This window comes from Marinobacterium profundum (assembly GCF_001528745.1).
Classification (GTDB): domain Bacteria; phylum Pseudomonadota; class Gammaproteobacteria; order Pseudomonadales; family Balneatricaceae; genus Marinobacterium_A; species Marinobacterium_A profundum.
Genome location: NZ_BCNS01000138.1, coordinates 1 through 22,734 on the forward strand (window position 1 = coordinate 1; position 22,734 = coordinate 22,734).

At 57.3% G+C, this 22,734-nt stretch carries 21 protein-coding genes; 9 read left to right on the forward strand and 12 right to left on the reverse strand.

Annotated elements, in window-relative coordinates; genetic code table 11:
- Positions 1-572: 572 nt before the first annotated feature.
- Together lolD and MPRO_RS15785 are read right to left on the reverse strand one after the other, a co-directional pair.
- Entirely contained in the window at positions 573-1,253 is a 681-nt protein-coding gene (lolD, locus tag MPRO_RS15780; RefSeq protein ID WP_067294796.1) for a lipoprotein-releasing ABC transporter ATP-binding protein LolD, read from the reverse strand.
- Entirely contained in the window at positions 1,246-2,490 is a 1,245-nt protein-coding gene (locus MPRO_RS15785) for a lipoprotein-releasing ABC transporter permease subunit (protein ID WP_067294798.1), read from the reverse strand. Before MPRO_RS15785 ends, lolD begins: the two co-directional genes overlap by 8 nt.
- Positions 2,491-2,587: 97 nt before the next feature.
- Here MPRO_RS15785 and MPRO_RS15790 point away from each other — a divergent pair, with 97 nt between their 5' ends.
- From MPRO_RS15790 to MPRO_RS15820, 7 genes are all read left to right on the forward strand, one after another.
- Entirely contained in the window at positions 2,588-3,160 is a 573-nt protein-coding gene (locus tag MPRO_RS15790) for a PilZ domain-containing protein (RefSeq protein WP_067294801.1), read from the forward strand.
- Positions 3,153-4,031 carry a hypothetical protein gene (locus tag MPRO_RS15795; RefSeq protein ID WP_067294804.1) on the forward strand — a complete coding sequence of 293 codons (879 nt, stop codon included), beginning with the start codon at positions 3,153-3,155 and terminating at the stop codon, positions 4,029-4,031. Before MPRO_RS15790 ends, MPRO_RS15795 begins: the two co-directional genes overlap by 8 nt.
- Positions 4,032-4,051: 20 nt before the next feature.
- Positions 4,052-4,369, forward strand: a complete 318-nt coding sequence (locus MPRO_RS15800) for a hypothetical protein (protein ID WP_067294807.1) — start codon at positions 4,052-4,054, stop codon at positions 4,367-4,369.
- A 165-nt stretch (positions 4,370-4,534) separates the two neighbouring features.
- Positions 4,535-6,298 (forward strand): putative bifunctional diguanylate cyclase/phosphodiesterase, encoded by a 1,764-nt coding sequence (locus tag MPRO_RS15805; protein ID WP_067294811.1) that lies wholly within the window; start codon positions 4,535-4,537, stop codon positions 6,296-6,298.
- 127 nt (positions 6,299-6,425) lie between these two features.
- The gene (locus MPRO_RS15810) at positions 6,426-6,659 is read left to right on the forward strand and encodes a VF530 family protein (RefSeq protein WP_067294813.1); all 234 of its coding nucleotides are present in this window, start codon (positions 6,426-6,428) and stop codon (positions 6,657-6,659) included.
- Between the two features lie 86 nt (positions 6,660-6,745).
- A complete protein-coding gene (locus MPRO_RS15815; protein ID WP_067294816.1) occupies positions 6,746-7,003 on the forward strand; it encodes a hypothetical protein in 258 nt (85 codons plus the stop codon).
- A complete protein-coding gene (locus MPRO_RS15820; protein ID WP_082708867.1) occupies positions 6,984-7,679 on the forward strand; it encodes a 3'-5' exonuclease in 696 nt (231 codons plus the stop codon). Before MPRO_RS15815 ends, MPRO_RS15820 begins: the two co-directional genes overlap by 20 nt.
- Before the next feature lie 67 nt (positions 7,680-7,746).
- Here MPRO_RS15820 and sthA read toward each other — a convergent pair whose 3' ends face one another.
- From sthA to MPRO_RS15870, 10 genes are all read right to left on the reverse strand, one after another.
- Positions 7,747-9,147 (reverse strand): Si-specific NAD(P)(+) transhydrogenase, encoded by a 1,401-nt coding sequence (gene sthA / locus MPRO_RS15825; protein WP_067294819.1) that lies wholly within the window; start codon positions 9,145-9,147, stop codon positions 7,747-7,749.
- A 62-nt stretch (positions 9,148-9,209) separates the two neighbouring features.
- Positions 9,210-9,443 (reverse strand): (Na+)-NQR maturation NqrM, encoded by a 234-nt coding sequence (nqrM, locus tag MPRO_RS15830; protein ID WP_067294822.1) that lies wholly within the window; start codon positions 9,441-9,443, stop codon positions 9,210-9,212.
- A gap of 10 nt (positions 9,444-9,453) precedes the next feature.
- The gene (locus MPRO_RS15835) at positions 9,454-10,374 is read right to left on the reverse strand and encodes an FAD:protein FMN transferase (protein WP_369406738.1); all 921 of its coding nucleotides are present in this window, start codon (positions 10,372-10,374) and stop codon (positions 9,454-9,456) included.
- Between the two features lie 141 nt (positions 10,375-10,515).
- Positions 10,516-11,742: an NADH:ubiquinone reductase (Na(+)-transporting) subunit F gene (gene nqrF, locus MPRO_RS15840; RefSeq protein WP_067294827.1), complete on the reverse strand. Its 1,227-nt coding sequence runs from the start codon at positions 11,740-11,742 to the stop codon at positions 10,516-10,518.
- A 33-nt stretch (positions 11,743-11,775) separates the two neighbouring features.
- Positions 11,776-12,384: an NADH:ubiquinone reductase (Na(+)-transporting) subunit E gene (gene nqrE, locus MPRO_RS15845; RefSeq protein WP_067294831.1), complete on the reverse strand. Its 609-nt coding sequence runs from the start codon at positions 12,382-12,384 to the stop codon at positions 11,776-11,778.
- Positions 12,385-12,386: 2 nt separating this feature from the next.
- Positions 12,387-13,052, reverse strand: coding sequence for an NADH:ubiquinone reductase (Na(+)-transporting) subunit D (locus tag MPRO_RS15850; protein WP_067294833.1), 666 nt, complete (start codon positions 13,050-13,052; stop codon positions 12,387-12,389).
- Between the two features lie 3 nt (positions 13,053-13,055).
- Positions 13,056-13,832, reverse strand: coding sequence for a Na(+)-translocating NADH-quinone reductase subunit C (locus tag MPRO_RS15855; RefSeq protein ID WP_067294836.1), 777 nt, complete (start codon positions 13,830-13,832; stop codon positions 13,056-13,058).
- Positions 13,822-15,030, reverse strand: a complete 1,209-nt coding sequence (locus tag MPRO_RS15860) for an NADH:ubiquinone reductase (Na(+)-transporting) subunit B (protein ID WP_067294840.1) — start codon at positions 15,028-15,030, stop codon at positions 13,822-13,824. Before MPRO_RS15860 ends, MPRO_RS15855 begins: the two co-directional genes overlap by 11 nt.
- Before the next feature lie 4 nt (positions 15,031-15,034).
- Positions 15,035-16,375 carry a Na(+)-translocating NADH-quinone reductase subunit A gene (locus MPRO_RS15865; protein ID WP_067294843.1) on the reverse strand — a complete coding sequence of 447 codons (1,341 nt, stop codon included), beginning with the start codon at positions 16,373-16,375 and terminating at the stop codon, positions 15,035-15,037.
- A 560-nt stretch (positions 16,376-16,935) separates the two neighbouring features.
- Positions 16,936-18,375, reverse strand: coding sequence for a glyceraldehyde-3-phosphate dehydrogenase (locus MPRO_RS15870; protein WP_067294847.1), 1,440 nt, complete (start codon positions 18,373-18,375; stop codon positions 16,936-16,938).
- 202 nt (positions 18,376-18,577) lie between these two features.
- On the opposite strand from MPRO_RS15870, the gene mfd reads away from it, so the two are divergent.
- Both mfd and MPRO_RS15880 read left to right on the forward strand, forming a co-directional pair.
- On the forward strand, positions 18,578-22,012 hold the full coding sequence (mfd, locus tag MPRO_RS15875; RefSeq protein ID WP_216821318.1) for a transcription-repair coupling factor: 3,435 nt from the start codon (positions 18,578-18,580) through the stop codon (positions 22,010-22,012).
- Positions 22,009-22,602 (forward strand): CsiV family protein, encoded by a 594-nt coding sequence (locus tag MPRO_RS15880; RefSeq protein WP_067294850.1) that lies wholly within the window; start codon positions 22,009-22,011, stop codon positions 22,600-22,602. The genes mfd and MPRO_RS15880 overlap by 4 nt, the downstream gene beginning before the upstream one ends.
- Positions 22,603-22,734: the final 132 nt, after the last annotated feature.

The following is a 22,734-nucleotide window of genomic DNA, read 5'->3' on the forward strand; positions in this document are numbered from 1 at the left end:
GTGTAATTGGCAGGCTCATTGACACCCTACACAGCCAGCCCCCGATGGGATATCAAACCATCAGACGTAAAGTACGACCACCAAGAAAGCAGAACGGCCTACATTCCCCCTTATGAAGCCGGCGAGCACTGAGGTCATTCGGCGATCAGGCCCGAAGGGGCGCAACAGGGACTGATGCGCCTGCGATGAGGTACAGGATGTACCGTCAGCGCAGCCCGCCGAATGATCTCAGAGCGCAGCGAATAGGCTTCATTGGGGCGTGCTTTCTTTGCATACTTTCTTTGGCACGAGCAAAGAAAGTATGTCGTCGACAGGCGAAATACGGGCCCGAAAAAATCAGCGGAGCTTCCGTCTGCAAGCGCGATCTAGAGCACTTTCATCTTACCTCGACCCATATCCGGCCGCCTCGAAGTAAGGAAGCACTCAAACAAAACAACCTCGATCGACAGATAAGTGTTTCGTGAAAATGCTCTAGCCGATAAGGCCCTGCGACTGACGTGCTGCGAGCGAGCGCGCATAAAAAACGACAGCCCGGGCTGTCGTTTTTTATGCCGGGCACAGAGCCGAGGCAATCAGGCGGGAAAAAGGCTGCCGTCACGCAACTCAAGCTTGCGGTCCATGCGCGAGGCCAACTCCAGATCGTGGGTCACGACGATAAAAGACACGCCGGTACGCTGATTCAGCTCATCCATTAGCGCCTGTACTTCAGCCGCCGTATTGCGATCCAGATTGCCCGTCGGCTCATCCATCAGTACACAGGAAGGCTCCGTCACTAGCGCGCGGGCGATGGCAACGCGCTGGCGCTCGCCACCACTAAGTTGTGCCGGGCGATGCTGCAAGCGCTTGCCCAGGCCCACCCCACGCAGCACCCTGTCGGCAGCGGCGGCGGCTTCGCGCACCGGCGTGCCACGAATCAGCAGCGGCATGGCCGTGTTTTCCAGCGCACTGAACTCCGCCAGCAGATGGTGAAACTGATAGACAAAGCCCAGTGCCCGATTGCGGATTTCACAGCGCTGACGTTCCGCTACGGCGTAAAGATTTTCACCCCCCACCTCAACACTGCCGGTGCTCGGGCGATCAAGGCCGCCCAAAATATTCATCAGCGTACTCTTGCCGGAACCTGAGCTGCCGATAATTGCCACCCGCTCACCGCGCGCGATCTGCAACTGCACATTTTCAAGCACCTGCAAAAAGGTATCGCCCTCGCTGTAGGCCTTGGCGATATTCTGCGCATTCATCACCCAGTTACTCATAGCGCAGCGCCTCCGCAGGCTCGGTGCGGGATGCGCGCCAGGCCGGATACAGGGTTGCAAGAAAGCCGATGGTCAGCGCCGCACTGCAAATCAGCGTAACGTCATCCCACTGCAGCTGCGAAGGCAGGTAACTAATGAAATACACATCGGCGGAAAGAAACTGAATGCCCAACGCCCGTTCCAGCCAGGCCACCAGATCCGTGACGGTCAGGGCCAGCAAAACCCCAAGCCCAGTACCCAGCAGAGTGCCGATGGTGCCGATAAGACAACCCTGCACCATGAAGATGCGCATGATACGCCCGGACGTCGCCCCCAGGGTGCGCAAAATGGCGATATCCGCCTTCTTGTCTGTCACCACCATGACCAGGGTCGACACTATATTGAATGCGGCCACAAAAACGATCAGAAACAACAGCAATCCAATCATGCGCTTTTCCATCTGAATCGCCTGAAACAGGTTACCGTGGGAGCGGGTCCAGTCACTCACCAGATAAGGCCCGTTAAGGCCGGTGGCAATCTGGCGCACGGCGGCCGGCGCATCGAACAGATCCTCAAATCGCAGCCGGATACCATCCACACCGTCGCCCTGACGCGTAATAATGGCGGCATCTTCCAGACTGATATAGGCCAGGTTCGCATCCAGCTCCGCGCCCACTTCAAACACGCCCACCACGGTAAAGCGCTTCATGCGCGGCACCACACCGGCCACGCTGACCGACGCTTCCGGCAACACCAGCGTCACTTTGTCGCCGTCACCCACACCCAGAGAGCGCGCCAGAATGGCACCGAGCACAATACCAAAACGCTGATTACCCAGCGCAGCCAGGCTACCCTCGCGCATGTGATCGCCGATGATGGACACCTGATTTTCACGCACAGGGTCTATTCCTGTCACCTGTACACCGTGCACGCTGCCACCCTGGGTCAGCATGCCCTGGGCCTGAATAAAGGGCGCAGTGCCCAGCACACCAGGCTGGCGTGCAATATCGTCGGCGACGCTGCGCCAGGATTGCAGCGACTCGCCGTAACTCGAAATGGTGGCGTGGGGTACCATCCCCAGAATGCGCTGTTTGAGCTCGCGGTCAAATCCGTTCATGACGGACAGCACCAGAATCAGTGCGGCGACACCGAGCATTAACCCGAGCATCGAAACCAGGGAGATAAAGGATATAAAATGATTGCTACGCTTGGCGCCGGTATAACGCAGGCCAACGTAAAGAGAGAATGGTCTGAACATGCGCGGGATTAAACCATAGAGGGGGCATTTACTCTAACAAAATCAGCGCAATGTTGTTATTCTCCGAAGCAGAAAAAGAACCCTAGGAGAGCCTTGCATGGACCAGGATCGGCGCCAGTTTTACCGTATCGAACACCAGGTCGCAATCGAGTACAAGCTGGTACCCGAAGCCGATGTCATGGACAGCGCCCGCCCCTATCAGTTCGACGTGTCGCGCCATTTTCTGCTGCTCAGCGAACTCCAGGCCATGGATACAGACACCGGCCACCTGCTGCGCAAGATCGGTGAAAAGCAGCCCGAAGTATCAGCCTACCTCAAGCTGCTGGACACCAAGCTCAATCGCATCGCCCGCAGCCTGGTATCCGAAGAGCTCAAGGACACCGGCTCACTGCGCATGCACAATATCAACCTCAGTGAAGGCGGCCTGTCCTTCGACTGCGACGATGACCTGCCGCTGGGACAATACCTGGCGCTCAAGCTGGTCTTCCCTGACAGCCTGCTGGGCCTGCTGCTCTATGCCAGCGTGCAACGCAATGAAGCCATCGACGGCGGTTACCAGATAGGTATCGAATTTTTCAAAATGCCGGAAAGCTGCCGCACCCTGCTGGCTCGCTTCATCCTGGAAGCCCAGGCACGGGAACGGCAGCGCCGGCTCAACCCAGATGACTAAAGCAGCCTCAGCCGCCAGTCAGCCCCTGGCCAGCGAGCTACTGGAAGCCTTTGATCTGCTAAACACCAGCCTGACACACTTCTGTACCCAGCTGCGCCAGAGCGATCGCGCCCTCTGGGTACCCAGACGCGACAGTGAAAGCGGTTTTAGCGAGCGGGACTTCGCCTGCTCGCTGATGGCAGACATCTGGTACAAAGACGGCCAGGACGGGCGCTGCACCCGCAGCCGCCACGGCCTGATCGGCGCCGATGAGACACTGCTTGCCAGCGCTCAGACGCTCAACCTGCACAAGGCCGCCTTCCAGCGGGCCGCCAGCAGCCTGAACGCACAGCACTTGCGCGAACTGCCCACCCAACTGGCTCATCGCAGCACCCTGCTGGGCGAGTTACTGAATAACCAGGGCCTGGGCCGCATTCATCTCAAGCAGTGCTATCGTCAGATTCCCATACTGGAGCGCACGCCAACACGTATTGGTTTCAACTGGTACAGCAGCGGGCGCAGCATACGCCGCCTGACGGCGGGCGAAGCGATGCAGCTGCTGCTCAAGCTCGACCAAAGCCAGCCCCATGTGCAAATTCAGCTGGCGCGCCTGTCGCCCCTGAGCGCAGAAACACCGCTGGCCCAGCTGCAGACCCAGGTACCGGTGATGCGCGCCAATATCGGCTGGAAAACCGATCAGGGCTGGCAACGCCAGGCCCGCAACTGCCCACTGCCGCTGCTGTTCCCGCTGGCGCAGGGTGGCGCCCTGCCAGAACACAACAGACCCGAACTTACGCCACCCATCGGTCGCCAGCGCGCCGAACGCTCGGATGCACGCATAGACCCCGAACCCTTTATTGCCAGTCTGCGCATTCACCGCTACCAGCATTAACGATACCGATCAGGCCAACCATGTCCCCAGCCAGAACCAAACTGCTGCACCATATCGCCACCGCCCTGGGCCTGCTGTTCCTCGGCCTCTGGTACGTCCTGTTCAAACAGCTCGGCGTCCTCGACTGGATCATCAATCTGGTGCCACGCTCCCACGCCGGTGCCGGCCTGATGCTCGGCATAGCAGCGATCATGATACCGGGCTTCTTTATCTGGAAACTGTATAACCGCTGGGTCGAGCACCGCCTGCAAATTCGCGGCCGATACTACGAAGACGAGTACTACAAAAGCACAGCAAGCACTGCGCAGCAGGACGACAGTGAAGAACCCGAAAAATAACCGCTATTACCCGAACAACCCCCGCGGCAGCGTCAACCGCTGCCCGACATCGGCCACCTGATCGTCTACACTAGTGACACGCCTTTACCACCATAGAAACTCATGTCGCTGGCCGTCGATAGGCAAGATGACACCATGGAGCTACCAACGCATTAACAGGACGTTATGAGCCAGTCAGATACCGTTAGAGACACCAGCATCTCACCCAAATACCGCCCGGCTGCTGAATCACCAAAGCAGTCGGACACAACACAGCCACAACCACCGCGCCTGCTTGCCTGGGCACAGCGCAACCCAACGCAACTCAGAGCCTGCGCTGCGCCGCTCATCCTCCTGCTCATGGCCTCTGTCTATTGGCTGGTATACAACACCGGCGGTGTCAAATACGTCTATGCACACTCCATGTATCTGGTGATACTGCTGGGTGGTTTTATTTTTGGCGCACCTGTCGGCGCCCTCACCGGCGCCCTGGCGGGACTGGTACTGGGCCCGCTGATGCCAATTGATGTCAGTACGGGCGAAGCTCAGAAAACCCTCAACTGGCTTTATCGCAGTGGTTTTTTCATCCTTGCAGGGCTATTCTGCGGCACCGCCAGAGACTGCGTGCTGCGCTACCTCGGACATATCCAGTGGCTTATGCACCACGACTGCAGCAGCGAACTGCCTAACCGCCAGGCATTGATCACCCACCTGAACGCGACCCCTAACAGCAATCAGAACTGCAGGCACAGCTACCTGGCGGTGATTTCGGTGGAAAACATGCTGGAGATGGAAACCGCCTATGGCCTGGGTGTCAGCGATGAAGTCATCCAGCAGCTGTCCCACCGCCTGCAAAACCAGCAAGACATGAAACATGAACCCTACCGCATCAATAGCCATCAGCTGGCAATCATATTTGCACCAATACCTGAACACTGCATAGATAAGTGTCTGGCCCAGCTGAGCGATACTTTCAGCCTGCCATTTCGTTTCGACACCCTGTCGATTCACGCCGATATCGGCGCCGGCTGTACCGAGCTTGCAAATCGCAATGAAGACGCCGAAACCTGCCTGCGCCAGGCAGAAATCGCACTGCGCCGAGCCGCCGAACATTCACAGCGCTGGGTGCGCTTTAACCCGGAGCTCGACGTTGCCCAGAATGAGGATACCCTCGAACTGCTAGCGGAGCTCAAGACAGCCCTGACATCCAGTCAGCTGACGCTGCACTATCAACCTAAAGTCTGCCTGCTCAGCAATACCGTCCTCGGTGTCGAAGCCCTGATGCGCTGGCAGCACCCCGAGCGCGGCTTTATCCCGCCGGGGAAGTTCATCCCCCGCACCGAACACAGCACCCTGATCGACCAGCTTACCGCCTGGGCCATCGACAGCGCCCTGGCGCAGATTTCCCAGTGGCAGGCCATGGGCATTCAACTGAGCATTGCCGTCAACATCTCCACCCGCAACCTGCTGGCCCCTGACTTTGCCGATAGCGTACTGGCGCTGCTGGAAAAGCATCAGGTCGATGGCACCCTGCTGGAACTCGAGATCACCGAAAGCGCCTTTATGCTCGACATTGAGCGCACCGTGCACGAACTCACGCGCCTGGCGGACGCCAAGATAACCCTGTCCATTGATGATTTCGGCACCGGCTACTCTTCACTGCATTACCTTGATGCCCTGCCAGCCTCCATCATCAAGGTTGACCAGTCATTCGTGAAATCCCTCTCCAAAACGTCGGGTTCATACCATATCGTCAAGGCCGCCGTGGACATGGCCCACAACCTCGGTATGCAGGTGGTTGCCGAAGGCGTTGAGACCAAGGCCGCCTATGAGCTGCTGACAGACTTCGGCTGCGATTTTGCCCAGGGCTATTTCATAGCTCGCCCCATGCCCGCCGACGCGTTCAATAGCTGGTACCTGAGCCACAAAGGCCGCTATCGCCCCTGCTAACGCAAGCCCTGCGCCTGGGACTGTGCAGCCGCGCTCCAACGCAGGTGATATAATCGATGGCAACATTGCGCCGCCCCGACGACTCGCGCATCTGACATTGATACTCCCAAAGGATCACGCTGATACCATGAACCAGCCGCAACCCAATAACCCCCTGCACGGCATTACTCTGGAACAGGTGATCACCCGCCTGGTAGAGTATTATGGCTGGAGCGAGCTGGGCGATCGCATTGATATCCGCTGCTTCACTCAGGACCCGTCCATCAAGTCGAGTCTCAAATTCCTGCGCCGCACCCCCTGGGCACGCAAGAAGGTCGAAGACCTCTATATAGCTGTGCTGACAGACAGCCCCCACGGCTGAGAACCCTGGGCGCCTTGGCAGCCTGATCTCCCGCAGGATGTCTTATCCAGACACCCTCGACCATCCTCAACGCGGAACCCCGTTTAATGGCGAACAAAGCATTTATTTTACAGCGCATCTGTATCTATGCCGGCACCAGGATAGACCCCGATGCCGACGCCGAGGTCAGGCAGATACTGCTCAACAAGTTCAACCTGCCCCTGCCGCAACGCCGCTCAATGGACGAGTCCTTGATGGCCGTGGCCACGCCGCGGCCGGAAATCATCGACCTTATCATTGAATACCGCGCCCTGACGGCGAGCAAAAACAAGGCAAGCCTGATCAATGCGCAAAGAAGAACGTGAAGCCCCCGGCAAGGCCGACATTGCCCTTATGCCCCCATTCCAGGGACTGGGTCTTGCCCAAATCCTGATACCGCGCAGTCATGAGGACTTCATAGCGGCCACCCGGGATCTGCTGCAGTGCCGCTATGTGGGTTTTGACACTGAGTCCAAGCCCACCTTTGACAAGGGCGAAACCTCCCGCGGCCCCCATGTAGTGCAACTGACGACCCTCAAGCACGCCTATATCTTCCAACTCTGGCGCGAGCATTGCTGCGAGCAGCTGTGCCGCATTCTGCAATCGGCGGACACCGTCAAGGTAGGCTTTGGACTGCGCTCCGATCGCAGCCATATCCGTCGCAAGCTGGGGATTACGCCCAACGCGCTGCTGGACCTGGATCAGGTATTTCGCAAACAGGGCTATCGTCGGGAGCTGGGCGTCAAGGCTGCCATAGCAGTGCTGCTACAACAAAAATTCCAGAAATCGAAAACCGTTGCCATGTCCAACTGGGCTTTGCCGGAACTCAAAGACAACCAGCTGCTCTATGCCGGCAACGATGCCTATGCGGCACGAGTAGTACTGGAGCTGCTTGATATCGACGATGCGGAACTGCCAATCAGCCATGCTGACACACCCAAGACCGGGCAGCGTAATAACAAGCGAAGGGGTACGCAGAGGACGCTCAGATCACCAGCCTGACAGGCTGACGGATAAGAACAGCCCCGACCAGAACCAGACGGCTCCGACCGGGGACATCGCCAAGCTTCTAGAGGTTGGAAATTCGATTCAAACCAGAGATAGCCGCAACCCGGTAGGCTTCCGCCATGGTCGGGTAGTTGAATGTTGTATTGATAAAGTACTTCAAGGTGTTAGCCTCACCCTTTTGCGCCATGATCGCCTGACCGATATGGACGATCTCGGAAGCATGGTCACCAAAGCAGTGAATCCCCAGAATCTCCAGCGTATCGCGGTTGAACAGCAGCTTGAGCATACCCACCGTCTGGCCGGATATCTGCGCCCTGGCAGTATCCTTGAAGAAGGCCTGACCCACTTCGTAGGGCACACATTCCGCCGTCAGCTCTTCCTCGGTCTTGCCGAGCGAACTGATTTCAGGAAGCGTGTAAATGCCGGTCGGCACTTCATTGATGTAACGGAAGTCCTCGCAGTTCAGCAGATCCCCCGCCGCCGCGCGCCCCTGATCCAGCGCCGCGGACGCCAGGCTCGGCCAGCCCACTACATCACCTGCGGCATAAATACCTTCGCAACCGGTACGGTAGTGATCATCCACCTCGAGCTGACCACGGCTGTTAGCCACCAAGCCGATCTTCTCCAGCCCCAGCCCGTCGGTGTTACCGGTACGGCCGTTACACCATAGGAAAGCATCGGCATGAATGCGCTTGCCAGACTTGAGGGTCATGATCACGCCGCCCTGGTCCGCCACTACAGATGCGTATTCTTCATTGTGACGAATTTTCACGGCGTTGTTACGCAGGTGATAGCTGAGCGCATCCGAAATTTCGCCATCCAGGAAGGACAGCAGACGGTCACGCTGATCAATCAGATCCACCTTGACGCCCAGACCTGCAAAGATGGAGGCGTACTCACAACCTATAACCCCGGCACCGTAAATCACCATGGTACGGGGCGTATGGCTAAGCTTGAGAATGGTATCGGAGTTGTAGATACGCGGGTGTTCGAAGTCAATATCCGCCGGGCAGTAGGGACGCGAACCGGTCGCGATCACCACATTGCGCGCACGCAGCGTTTCCTCGCCATTAGCCGTGCCGCGCACGATAAGGGTGTTCTTGTCAGCAAATTCAGCCCGGCCAAAGAACACATCCACCCGATTGCGGGCATAAAAGTTAGTGCGCAGCATCACCTGATTGGCGATAACCTTTTCGGCGCGATTTAACACTATGGGAAACGAAAACCAGCGCGGCTCACCAATATCACGAAACATCGGGTTGGTGTTGAACTCGATGATCTGCTTCACGGAATGACGTAGTGCCTTGGAAGGAATTGTACCCTTGTGCGTACAGTTGCCGCCGACCAGGTCCTGTTCCTCGATCACCGCAACGCGGCGCCCTTTCTTGACCGAATTCATGGCCGCACCCTCACCCGCAGGTCCGGATCCGATCACAATGACGTCATAGTCATACACTGCCATTCGTTTCCCCTTCGTATCTTGTAATAGCACCACTGTGGGCGACTATAAATCCAGGTCCAGGCCTATGCCTTGACCTCGTACGCCATGGCCGCCAGTGTCTTGGCACGGTCGGTCTTTTGCTGTTCTTCGTCGCACTTGTTCGGATTACCGCCGCAGATATCGCACACGGTTTCCACGCCCATGGCACCCATGCCGCCACAGGACCCCGCGATAGGCTTGCGTCCCATCAGGACACCCACGGACATGGCCAGGATCACGGTACCCAGCACCACAAAAGTCAAAATCATAATATCCATCAGTAACACCTTACTTGCTTAGGTACTGCTCGAATTGCGGCGTCATGCGCTCTACAAAACCAGCTTCGGACTTGACGATAAAAAAGGCCGCTATCTGGTTATCGACCGCATATTGGTAGCCGCGTTCATCCCCCATCACCGTCAGCGCCGTGGCCAGCCCATCCGCTTCGGCGCAGGTTGAGCGCAATACGGTCACCGACGCCAGTTGATGGGTAATAGGCCTGCCGGTAAGCGGATCCAGGGTATGGGAAAAACGCACCCCGTCTTCCTGGAAGTAATTGCGGTAGTCGCCGGAGGTGGCCACGCCGGTTTCATGCACCGTAATAACACGCTGCACTTCACGGCCCGCATCGACCGGGCTTTCAATCGCGATGCGCCAGCCATTGCCATCGGGCTTTAGCCCCCTGGCACGCAGCTCGCCGCCAATTTCAACCAGGTAGCTGCCAATACCTTCATGCTCCATCACCCGCGCCAGCTCATCAACACCATAGCCCTTGGCGATAGCCGAGAGATCAACGTAGAGATCAGCCGCCTTGCTCGCGTGCAGCCTTGGGGCATCCAGCTGCAGGTACTGATAACCCACGCGCTGACGCGCCTGGTCTATCTGTGCCTGTTCAGGCGCATGGGTCACGCGCCCATCAGGCCCAAAGCCCCAGAGGTTGACCAGCGGTCCGACGGTCACATCGAAAGCCCCCTGGGTACTCTCACTGAGACTCTGAGCCAACTGCAGCACTTCAAACAGACCGGCCGAGACTGCAGTGCTGTAGCCCGCCCCTGCCTGGTTAAAGCGCGACAGCTCAGAATCCTCGATGTAGGTCGACATCGACTGGTTCACGCCCAGCAAGGATTGCTGCAGAAGCGCCCCTATGCGCTCAACAGACTCATCTCCAGCTTCAGCCGACACCCATTTGACGGTATAGGTCGTGCCCATGGTCGCGCCTGACACACTCAGCACTCGCTGCTCGGGCTCCGAACTGCAGCCGGACAAAATTAGCAGCCACACAAACAAAATGGCCAGCAGGGAAGCTGCTGGCCATTTTGTTGTCAGCTTCGGCACAGAAGCGACCATCCATTAACCACCGAAGTCGTCAAGATAGATGTTTTCACGCTCCACACCCAGATCTACCAGCATCTGGATGACCGCCGCGTTCATCATTGGCGGCCCACACATGTAGTACTCGCAATCTTCGGGCGCATCATGATCCCGCAGATAGTTTTCGAACAGTACATTGTGGATAAAGCCGGTGTGGCCATCCCAGTTATCTTCAGGCTGGGGATCCGACAGTGCCAGATGCCACTTGAAGTTATCGTTCTCTGCCGCCAGCGCATCATATTCTTCGCTGTAGAAGGCCTCACGCATGGAACGTGCGCCATACCAGAAGCTGATCTTGCGCTTGGAGTTCAGGCGCTTGAGCTGATCGAAGATATGGGAGCGCATCGGCGCCATGCCGGCACCACCACCGATAAAGACCATCTCGTTATCGGTTTCCTGGGCGAAGAACTCACCGAAGGGACCGTAAACGTCGATCTTGTCACCGGGTTTGAGGCCGAAGACATAGGACGACATCTTACCCGGCGGGAAGCTGGTGCCAGGCGGCGGCGAAGCGATACGGATATTGAACTTAACAATACCCACTTCTTCCGGGTAGTTGGCCATGGAGTAGGCGCGGATAACCGGTTCATCAACCTTGGAGACATACTGCCAAACGTTGAATTTGTCCCAGTCTGCGCGGTATTCCTCTTCGATATCGAAGTCCTTGTAGTGCACTTCGTGAGCCGGAGCCTCGAGCTGCACATAACCACCGGCGCGGAAATCGACGTTCTGGCCTTCAGGCAGGCGCAGCGTCAGTTCCTTGATGAAAGTCGCCACGTTCGGGTTTGAATCGACGGTGCACTCCCATTTTTTCACGCCGAAGACATCGTCTTCGAGCTCGATCTTCAGATCCTGCTTGACCGCAACCTGGCACGACAGACGCCAGCCCTGCTTGCCTTCACGCAGCGTGAAGTGGGACTCTTCTGTCGGCAGCATGGAGCCACCGCCCTCTTCCACGATACATTTGCACTGGGCACAGGTACCACCACCGCCACAGGCGGAGGGGACAAAGATGCCAGCGCCTGCCAGGGTCGACAACAGCTTGTCGCCGGCCGCAACTGTAATGGTTTTTTCCGGGTCGCCATTAATCTCTATATTGACGTTACCGGAACTTACGAGCTTTGAACGGGCTGCCAGGATAACCGCGACAAGTGCCAACACCATCGCGGTAAACATGACAACGCCGAGAACGATTTCAGCATTCATTGGCTTGATCCACCCTTGTGTTCATCATGTTCCTTACAGCTGCACACCGGAGAAGGACATGAAACCCAGAGACATCAAACCAACAGTAATGAAGGTGATGCCCAGGCCACGCAGTCCTGCCGGTACGTCGCTGTACTTCAGCTTTTCGCGAATACCCGCCAGCGCCGTGATGGCCAGAGCCCAGCCCGTACCGGCACCTACTCCGTAAACCACACTTTCGCTGAAGTTGTAGTCACGCTCTACCATGAACAGAGCCGCACCCATGATGGCGCAGTTCACGGTAATCAGCGGCAAGAACACACCCAGGGCGTTGTAGAGCGCCGGTACGAACTTGTCGAGGAACATCTCGAGAATCTGCACAACCGCCGCAATAACGCCGATGTACGAGATATAGCCGAGGAAGCTCAGGTCCACGTCAGGGTAACCGGCCCAGGCCAGTGCACCTTCACGCAGCAGATGGTTGAAAACCAGGTTATTGATCGGCGTCGTGATGGCCAGCACCACTATAACCGCAATACCCAGACCAATCGCCGTCTGTACCTTCTTGGAGATCGCAAGGAAAGTACACATCCCCAGGAAGAAGGCGAGCGCCATGTTTTCAACGAAAACGGCCTTAACGAAAAGGCTTATCAGCTGTTCCATGATTACACCGCCTCCTGCTTGCTATTGGGGGCCAGCACATATTCCGGCGCCTCAACCTGGTCTTTCTTCCAGGAACGCACGATCCAGATAAACATGCCGATAATGAAGAACGCGCTCGGCGGCAGCAGCAGCAGACCATTGGCCTGGTACCAGCCACCGTTGTTGACCAGCGGCAGAATCTCGATACCGAACAGAGAACCTGAGCCCAGCAGCTCACGGATGGTACCGACAAACATCAGTACCACACCGTAACCCAGGCCATTGCCGATACCGTCGATGAACGAAATCACCGGCGGGTTCTTCATGGCGAAGGCTTCTGCGCGCCCCATGACGATACAGTTGGTGATGATCAGACCGACGAAGACCGACAACTGCTTGGACACATCATAGGCATAGGCCTTGAGGAACTGATCCACCACTATTACCAGGGACGCGATGATGGTCATCTGGCAAATGATACGGATGCTGCCCGGAATGTGATTGCGGATCAACGAAACAAAAAAGTTCGAAAACGCCGTCACCACAATAACGGCAAGGCTCATCACCATGGCAGTATTGAGGTTGGACGTAACCGCGAGCGCAGAGCAGATCCCGAGAATCTGCAGGCCTATCGGGTTACTGGCAAAAATCGGTTTCGTCAGGACATCTTTAGCTGAAACTGGTGCCATGATTTACACCCCCCCTGCACGCAGGTTAGCCAGAAAAGGCGCATAGCCATTCTCGCCGAGCCAGAATTTAACCAGATTGCTCACGCCATTACTGGTCAGAGTCGCACCGGACAGACCATCAATCTGATGCGCCGCATCCGCTGAAGACGGATTCACATTGCCCTTGATCAGATGCAGCAAAGGCTCCATGGAACCCTCCGCGTACACCTGCTTGCCTGGCCAGAGTGCTTTCCAGGCCGGGTTGTCAACTTCGCCACCCAGACCCGGTGTTTCGGCGTGGGAATAGAAGCCCAGACCCACCACTGTGTTCAGGTCGCCTTCCAGCGCCAGGAATCCGTACAGGGTAGACCAGAGTCCGTAACCGTGAACCGGCAGTATAATGCGCTCAATCTGGTCTCCATCCTGCACCAGGTAGACCGGCATGTAGCGGGCCTGACGCTTGATGGAAGCAATGTCATCCTGCCGATCCAGCTTAATGGAGCGCGCCGGATCCTTGGCAGCCTTGATTGCATCATAGGTCGCAACATTCACCGCATCAGTGAACTTGCCTGTTTCCAGATCGACGATTTTGGTGGTGATCTGTGCAAAGAGTTCATCCACGGACTTGCCGGGTTCACTGATGCCCGCTGCCGACAGGATGTTGGACTTGCGATCCAGCTCCTTGTTGGAAACCTGCTGAGGCTTGAGCAGTACCGCTGCGGCGGATACAACTACCGAGCAGACGACGCACAGCAGAACGGTAACGGTAATCGTCTTTTTGATCGAATCATTAGCCGCCATGACGTTTCATCCTCCGCTTGATGTTGGCCTGCACCACAAAGCTGTCGATCAGCGGTGCAAAGAGGTTACCGAACAGAATCGCCAGCATCATGCCTTCAGGGAAGGCCGGATTGACGACGCGAATCAGTACCACCATCAGACCGATCAGGGCACCAAAGTACCACTTGCCGGTATTGGTCATGGACGCCGACACCGGATCCGTGGCCATGAAGAACAGACCAAAGGCATAACCGCCAAGCACCATGTGCCAGTAGAAAGGCACACTGAACATGGGGTTGGTATCAGAGCCGATCAGATTCAGCAGCACAGTGGTTACCACAGTACCGGCCAGCACGCCGGCAACGATACGCCAGGCTGCAACTCTTGTGTACAGCAGAACCAGGCCGCCGACGGCGATAAAGAGCGTGGATACTTCACCCACCGAGCCCTGAATGTTGCCGATGAAAGAATCGAACCAGGTGATGTTCTGCGCCAGGATGGCATCCACACCACCCATGGCCGCCAGACCCAGTGGCGTAGCACCGGAGAAGCCGTCAACCGCGGTCCAGATCGCATCGCCTGACATCTGCGCAGGATAAGCGAAGAACAGGAAAGCACGACCGGTCAGCGCCGGGTTAAGGAAGTTTTTGCCGGTACCACCGAACACTTCCTTGCCGATCACCACACCAAAGCTGATGCCCAGGGCAACCTGCCACAGAGGAATCGACGGTGGCAGAATCAGGGCGAACAGAATGGAGGTGACAAAGAAGCCTTCATTGACTTCGTGACCACGCTTCATCGCGAACAGCACTTCCCAGAAACCGCCGACCACAAAGGTCACAGCGTAGACGGGAATCCAGTAGGCAGCGCCGTGAATGATGTTATCCCACAGACTGTCCGGATTGAAGGATGTCAGGGCACCAGCAATGCCGCCCTGCCAGCTGCTTGCGTCGGTCAGACCCAGGCTCGCCATGGCGGTGTTGGCCTGAAAGCCAACGTTGTACAAGCCGAAAAGCACGGCCGGAAAAGTACAGAGCCACACCAGGATCATCATGCGCTTGAGGTCGACACCATCACGCACGTGGGCAGCGCTTTTGGTCACCTGCCCCGGAGTGTAGAAAATGGTATCAACCGCTTCGTAGAGCGCGTACCAGTTTTCATATTTGCCGCCTTTATGGAAATGCGGCTCCATTTTGTCAAGAACGTTTCTCAGGCTCATTGGATCAGGCCTCCTTCTCGATACGCAGCAGGTTGTCGCGCAGGATGGGGCCGTACTCGTACTTGCCCGTACAGGCAAAGGTAAAGAGTGCGAGGTCTTCCTCATCCAGCTCCAGACAGCCCAGCTGCATCGCTGTCACGATGTCGCCGGTGATCAGGGAACGCAGCAACTGTGTCGGCAGGATATCCAGCGGCATCAGCGTTTCGAACTGCCCCACAGGCACCATCGCGCGTTCGGAACCGTTGGTACTGGTAGTGAAGGCGAACTTCTTGCCCGCATTCAGCACAGACGCAAACATGTTCAGTACCGAGAATTTCTCGGTGCCGGCGGCAATCCAGCCCATGAATTCACGCTTGTAGCCTTCTTCCAGCACGCTCACCTGGGTCGCGTAGCGGCCGAGATAGCCCAGAGGGCCTGAGGCGCTGCGGCCATTCCAGATGGAACCGCTGATCACGCGATTGGTACCAGGCTTAAGACGACCGGCGCAGATCTCCGCCAGGCTCGCACCCAGACGGGTACGCAACAGCGTCGGCTTGTCGACCTGCGGACCACCCAAAGCAATAACACGTTCGGTCGACAAACGGCCTTCGGTGAACAGCTTGCCCATGGCGATAACGTCCTGGTAACCCAGTGCCCAAACAGTTTTGGTGCGGGAGACAGGATCCAGGAAGTGAATATGCGTACTGGCGTTGCCGGCCGGATGAATACCGGAAAACTCGGACAGCTGTACACCTTCAACCGTATTGATCTTGGCACCTGCAGCCTTGCACAGGTAAACCTTGGTCTTGCTCAGCACAGTCAGAAGCTTCAGACCATTGGCAAAAGCTTCAGCCTGCTCGGCAACAACGATCTGAGGATCAGCGGCCAGCGGGTTGGTATCGATCGCGGTAACGAAGATCGAGTGTGGCTCGCTGCCAGGCGCAGGAACCTTGCTGAACGGACGGGTACGAAATGCTGTCCAGAGCCCGGACTGCAGCAGGTTCTGTTCAACCTGAGCACGCTCAAGACTCGCCAACTGACCGGCATCGTACTTGGCAAATTCGACCGCTTCTTCGTTGTCATCCAGTTCGATAACAACAGACTGCAGTACCCGGCGTTCGCCACGGTTGATTTCCTTGACGACACCCGCGCCAGGAGCCGTGAAGTCGACGCCTTCTGTTTTTTTGTCGGAAAAGATCACTTGACCGAGTTTTACCCGGTCCCCCACCTTGACGGCCATCGTAGGCTTCATGCCTACATAATCCGGACCCATCACGGCGACGGAGCGCACGGTCGGAGCTGCGCTAATTAGCTGCTCCGGTGCCCCCGCAATCGGTAGATCCAGACCCTTATTGATCTTGATCATACGCCTCACCCAATCACGTTAACTATGTTTCAGGACTCCGCCCTTGAACATCAGTCATCCAGTGAACGCTGCCCCGGCAACGATCGAGATGCTGTTTTGTTTTTGTCCCAAGGAAAGATTTGTCCCGCCAAAAATCCGCAACAGTATAACTGAGCGCAGCCTGTCTTTTCTACAAAGTACCTTTGCAATCAGGCCCTTTGCTTCATTTAAGTTCGATAATTTTTAACCTAGACAAACAGAATGCACAAAAAAACGCCACGGCGGGGAAAAAGCCCCACTCAACTCAACACACAACAGAGTGCAACACAGGAAGCAACCCGACCTTAGTCGCACAGACTGCGAATAAACCCTGCCCCAGATCAGCCAGATACAAAAAATTACTGGAATAAGACACTAGCAGCCATTGCCCGCCAAACACAGCGAACGCACATAAAAACAGCAATTAACCAGAGCCCATAAAAACAAAAACCGGCTGCACCCAAGGTGCAGCCGGTCAGGTCTCTTTTCAGAGATAGTCGGCCAGGCCTACATCAGAACGACCCAGGCCAGAGAGATCTAAATCAGATCCCCTTAAGCGGGAACGCCGGCAGAGTGCAGTGCGCCATGGCCTGCATCATGCGGAATACCTGACAGCTGTAGCCGAACTCATTGTCGTACCAGACGTAGAGAACGCAGCGCTTGCCATCAGCGATAGTTGCCAGACCGTCCACCACGCCCGCGGCACGGGAACCAACAAAATCGGTCGATACAGCTTCAGGCGATGTGCTGAAATCGATCTGCTTTTGCAACTCGGAGAAGAGCGCAGCATCACGCAGGTAGGCATTCAGCTCCTCCTTGGTGGTTTCCTTCCCCAGGTTCAGGTTCAAAATAGCCATGGAGACATTGGGCGTCGGAACGCGAATCGCGTTACCCGTCAGCTTGCCTTCAAGCTGCGGCAGCGCCTTGGCAACAGCCTTGGCAGCTCCGGTCTCGGAAATGACCATATTCAGACCAGCCGCCCGACCACGACGATCACCCTTGTGATAGTTGTCGATCAAATTCTGGTCGTTGGTATAGGAATGCACGGTTTCAACATGACCGTTGAGCACACCGAACTTCTCATCAATCTTCTTCAGCACCGGCACAATGGCGTTGGTGGTGCAGGATGCGGCAGACAGAATACGATCCTCGTCGAGGATATCCTGGTGATTCACACCCATGACGATGTTCTTGATACCCTTGCCAGGCGCCGTCAGCAACACGCGGGATACGCCCGTCGCACGCAGGTGCAGGCTCAGACCATCGGCATCGCGCCACTTGCCGGTGTTATCAATCACCAGTGCATTGCTGATGCCGTAATCGGTGTAATCGATGGTGTCAGGCGCATCGGCAAAGATAACCTTGATCATGTTGCCATTGGCAATCAGGGCCTGGTTTTCTTCATCAACCTGAATCGTGCCTTTGAAGGATCCGTGTACGGAGTCGCGACGCAGCAGGCTGGCGCGTTTTTCCAGATCGTTCTCGGCATTGCCACGGCGCACCACTATGGCACGCAGGCGCAGGGACTGACCACCACCGGTTCGTTCGATCAGCAGGCGCGCCAACAGACGACCAATGCGACCAAAGCCGTACAGTACGACATCGGTAGATTCGCGCTCAGGTGCGCCTATTACGCTATCAAGCTCTTTTTTCAGGAAGGCTTCGATATCACCGTTGCCCTCGTGCCGGAATTTGATCACGAGCTTGCCGACGTCTACGTGGGCGTTGGCAACGCCCAGCTTGTCGACTGCTTCCAGTACTGGATAGGTATCATGAACGCTAAGTTCTTCCTGATCCTGCATCATCTGGCGCGCAAAACGGTGCGCCTTGAGGATATCGGTGACCGAACGCTTGTGTATAAGGCGTCCGAACACAGAAGTTTCAACATTCCGATCACGGTAGAGACGGCCGATTAACGGCACCATGGCCTCTGCCAGCGCTTCTCGCGCCTTCCAGTCTGCGAATACTAGTTCTTGGCTCACAGGTAACTCCAAATTACGTCAAGGCTGAAATTGGCTGCGGGCGCATTATCGCTTTTTCCGCCAAGCGGGGCAAACTTGCCGGCCTACGACTTTCGCACTGCAACATTTGGCGCGGCCCCCTGCGCAGCAAGCCTGCCCTTTTGACCCCGCAGGCGGTAATATAGGCCGCTTTTGTAGTCGGGGCCTCAAGGAGTCAGCAACCGTGTTTGAACTGGACTATCCGATGCCGGCGGGAGCGGGCGATATCAAGCGTATCGGCCAGTTAAAAGGCAGCGCCCAGGGATATCTCGCCGCCACCGCGGCCCGCCGCCACAAGGGCGTCACTCTGGTGATCGCCACCAGCAGCGATGCTGCTGCGCGCCTGGCCAGCGAAATCGCCTTTTTTGATCCCGAGGTCGAACTGCTGTCTTTTCCCGACTGGGAAACCCTGCCCTACGACAATTTCTCGCCGCACCAGGATATTATTTCCGAACGCATCCTCAGCCTCTACCGCCTGCCACAGCTAAGCCGCGGCATTCTGATAGTGACGGCGGCCACCCTGATGCAGCGCATAGCACCACGCCAGTTTATCGGCGGCAACAGCCTGCTGCTGGACACAGGCCAGACACTGGACCCCAGCGAAACCCGCCAGATGCTCAGTGATGCGGGCTATCGCGCCGTTGAAACAGTATACGAGCACGGCGAATTCGCCCAGCGCGGCGCCATCCTCGACATTTACCCCATGGGCAGTCGCCTGCCCTATCGTATCGACCTGTTTGATAACGAAATAGAAACCCTGCGGGTGTTCGATCCGGAAACCCAGCGCTCCATCGAACAGGTGGAGCAGGTGCGCCTGCTGCCAGCACAGGAGTTTCCGTTTGATTCCAGCGCCATCACAGGCTTTCGACAGCGCTGGCGCGAACGCTTTGATGTCGACCCGGGCCGCTGCCCGACCTACCAGGACGTCAGCAATGGCGTGACACCGCCTGGCATTGAATACTATCTGCCACTGTTTTTCGAAAACAGCATGACACTTTTCGATTACCTGCCGGAAAACACCTTGGTGGTGTGCGACCCCGGCCTTGAGGCAGCGGCCGAGCAGTTCTGGCACGAAGCCCAGGCGCGCTACGAAGAGCGCCGCCACGACATCGAACGCCCGCTGCTGGCGCCTGAAGAAGTATTTACCCGCGTCGCCGACCTGTTCGGCGCCCTCAAACGACTGCCCCGACTGGTATTGCACAGCGACAGCGCAGGCACGGGCGGTGGCGCCCAGGACAGCGCTTTTGTCGAGCCACCAGCACTGCAGGTGAACGCCCAGTCGAACCAGCCCATGGCGACACTGAACGCGTTTCTGGACAGCCACCCTGAACCCATACTGTTTTGCGCTGAATCCGCCGGGCGACGCGAATCCCTGCTTGAGCTCTTTGCTGCGGCCGGCATAAAGACGCAAAGCGTCGAGAACTGGCAGGACTTTGCCGAGCAGCAGCCACGTCACGGCATCTGTGTTTATCCACTGGAACTGGGCCTGAGCCTGCCTGGCCAGTGCCAGCTAATTACCGAAACTCAATTATTCGGCCAGCAGGTATTCCAGCGCAGGCGTCGCAGTCGCGACAAGGAGCAGGCCGACCAGGTCATCAAGAACCTGTCGGAACTGCGCACCGGCGCACCCGTGGTACATCTTGATCACGGCGTTGGCCGCTATCTGGGCCTGCAGTGCATCGAACTGGACGGCCAGCAGAATGAATTTCTGACACTGGAATACGCCGACAACGCCAAGCTGTATGTGCCGGTTAGCTCACTGCACCTGATTAGCCGTTACGGCGGCAGCAGCGACGACAATGCCCCGCTGCATCGCCTGGGTACCGAGCAATGGGTCCGCGCCAAGCGCAAGGCGGCCGAAAAGGTCCGCGATACCGCCGCCGAGCTGCTGGATATTTATGCCCGTCGCGGCGCCCGCGAAGGCTTCAGTTTTGGCACACCGGATGCCGAATACCGACAGTTCAGCGCCAGCTTCCCATTCGAGGAAACCCCCGACCAGGCACTGGCTATCGAGGCCGTCATCAATGACATGACCGCCAGCCAGCCGATGGATCGCCTGGTGTGCGGCGACGTCGGTTTTGGCAAGACGGAAGTGGCCATGCGCGCCGCTTTCCTGGCGGTGCAGAACAGCAAGCAGGTGGTGATACTGGTTCCCACTACCCTGCTGGCACAGCAGCATTACGATAACTTTCGCGACCGCTTTGCCGACTGGCCCGTCAACGTCGAGCTGATTTCGCGCTTTCGCAGCACCAGCCAGCAGACCCAGGCGCAGGCCAAACTCGCCTCCGGCGAAATCGATATCATAGTGGGCACCCACAAGTTGCTGCAGGGCGACATCCAGTTCAAGGATCTGGGCCTGGTCATCATTGACGAGGAACACCGCTTTGGCGTGCAGCAAAAAGAGCGCCTCAAATCCCTGCGCGCCCAGGTGGACATCCTCACCCTCACCGCCACACCGATTCCGCGCACACTCAATATGGCCATGTCCGGCATGCGTGACCTGTCGATCATCGCCACGGCACCGGCGCGGCGCCTGTCAGTAAAGACCTTTGTGCGCGAGGGTGACAAGCCCATGATCAAGGAGGCCATCCTGCGTGAACTGCTGCGCGGCGGCCAGGTGTACTACCTGCATAACGAAGTCAAAACCATCGAGCGTACCGCTGAAGAGCTCAAGGCGCTGGTGCCTGAAGCCCGCATCGGCATAGGCCACGGTCAGCTGCGCGAGCGCGAACTGGAAAAAGTCATGACCGACTTCTACCACAAGCGCAACAACCTGCTGGTGTGCACCACCATTATCGAAACCGGCATCGATATCCCCAACGCCAACACCATTATCATCGACCGGGCCGACAAGTTCGGCCTCGCCCAGCTGCATCAGCTGCGTGGCCGTGTCGGCCGCTCCCACCACCAGGCCTACGCCTATCTGCTGACACCCCCCGTCGCCAACATGACCACCGACGCCGGCAAACGACTGGAAGCCATCGCCCAGGCCAGCGATCTGGGTGCAGGTTTCACTCTGGCAACCCACGACCTGGAGATTCGCGGCGCCGGCGAACTACTGGGGGAAGGCCAGAGTGGCCAAATGCAGAGCGTTGGCTTTACGCTTTATATGGAAATGCTGGAACAGGCCATACAATCGATGCGCGATGGCAAGACCCCTAACCCAGACGCGCCGCTACGGCACGGCCCCGAGATCAACCTGCGCCTGCAGGCCCTGATTCCGGACGACTATCTGCCAGATGTGCATAACCGGCTGATTCTCTACAAGCGCATTTCCAACGCCAGCAACGACGCCCAACTGCATGAACTCCAGGTGGAAATGATTGACCGTTTTGGCCTGCTGCCGGAACCGGTGAAGAGCCTGTTCCGCATCACGGCGCTCAAGCTGTGCGCCAGCGCACTGGGGATATCCAAGGTCGATGCCGGCGATAAAGGCGGACGCATCGAATTCAGCCCAGATACCACCATAGACCCCTACAAACTGGTCACTCTGGTTCAGAGCCAGCCGCGACGTTTCAAACTCGAAGGCGCCAGCCAGTTACGTTTTAATGTCGACATGACAACTCCCGAACTGCGTGCCCAGACCGTCGAAGACCTGCTAAACGAGCTTTCTGCATGAGTTTTTACCCGCCCCGCCCCACTCTCTTCAATACCCTGGCGTTCACGCTTCTAACCCTGCTCAGCCTGTGCGCCCGGGCCGAGAACCCCGTCTACAAGGTCGAAGTGCTGGTATTCGCCAATCAGGACCCCGCCGCCCTTAAAGAGCAGACATGGAACACCCTGGAAATACCCCGTCTTGCGGGTGCTGCGGAGCTCGGTAGCGGCGGCAGTGGCCCCTATCAGCGCCTGCCCGGCAACAACCTGGTACTGACAGCGGAAAAAAATCGGCTGGCTCGCCAGCAGGGATTTCGCACCCTGTTCCACGGCGCCTGGTATCAGCCGGTGGGTAACCAGAACAGCAGCCGTGCGGTGCACCTGCGCGGCGGCCAGTTGATGCCCAACGGCGCCTACGAACTGGACGGCTACATCAGCATCGACCGCGACGACTTCCTGCACCTGCGCCCCGACCTCTACTACACCAGCATCAACCCACAAACCGTCGAAAAGCTGCAGATGGCAACGCTGAATACACCCAGGCGCATAAAAGCCAACCAGATTCACTACCTGGATAATCCGCTGTTCGGTGTACTGGTACTGATTCAGCGCTGACCCGACAGACCCAACATCGCCGGCGCACAAAAAAGGGCCCTTGCCGGGCCCTTTGTATAATCGAATCCTTGTACCTCAAAACCACTGCCTTGCCTAAGACCCACTCCCGGGCACTGCTTAAACGCACACCTT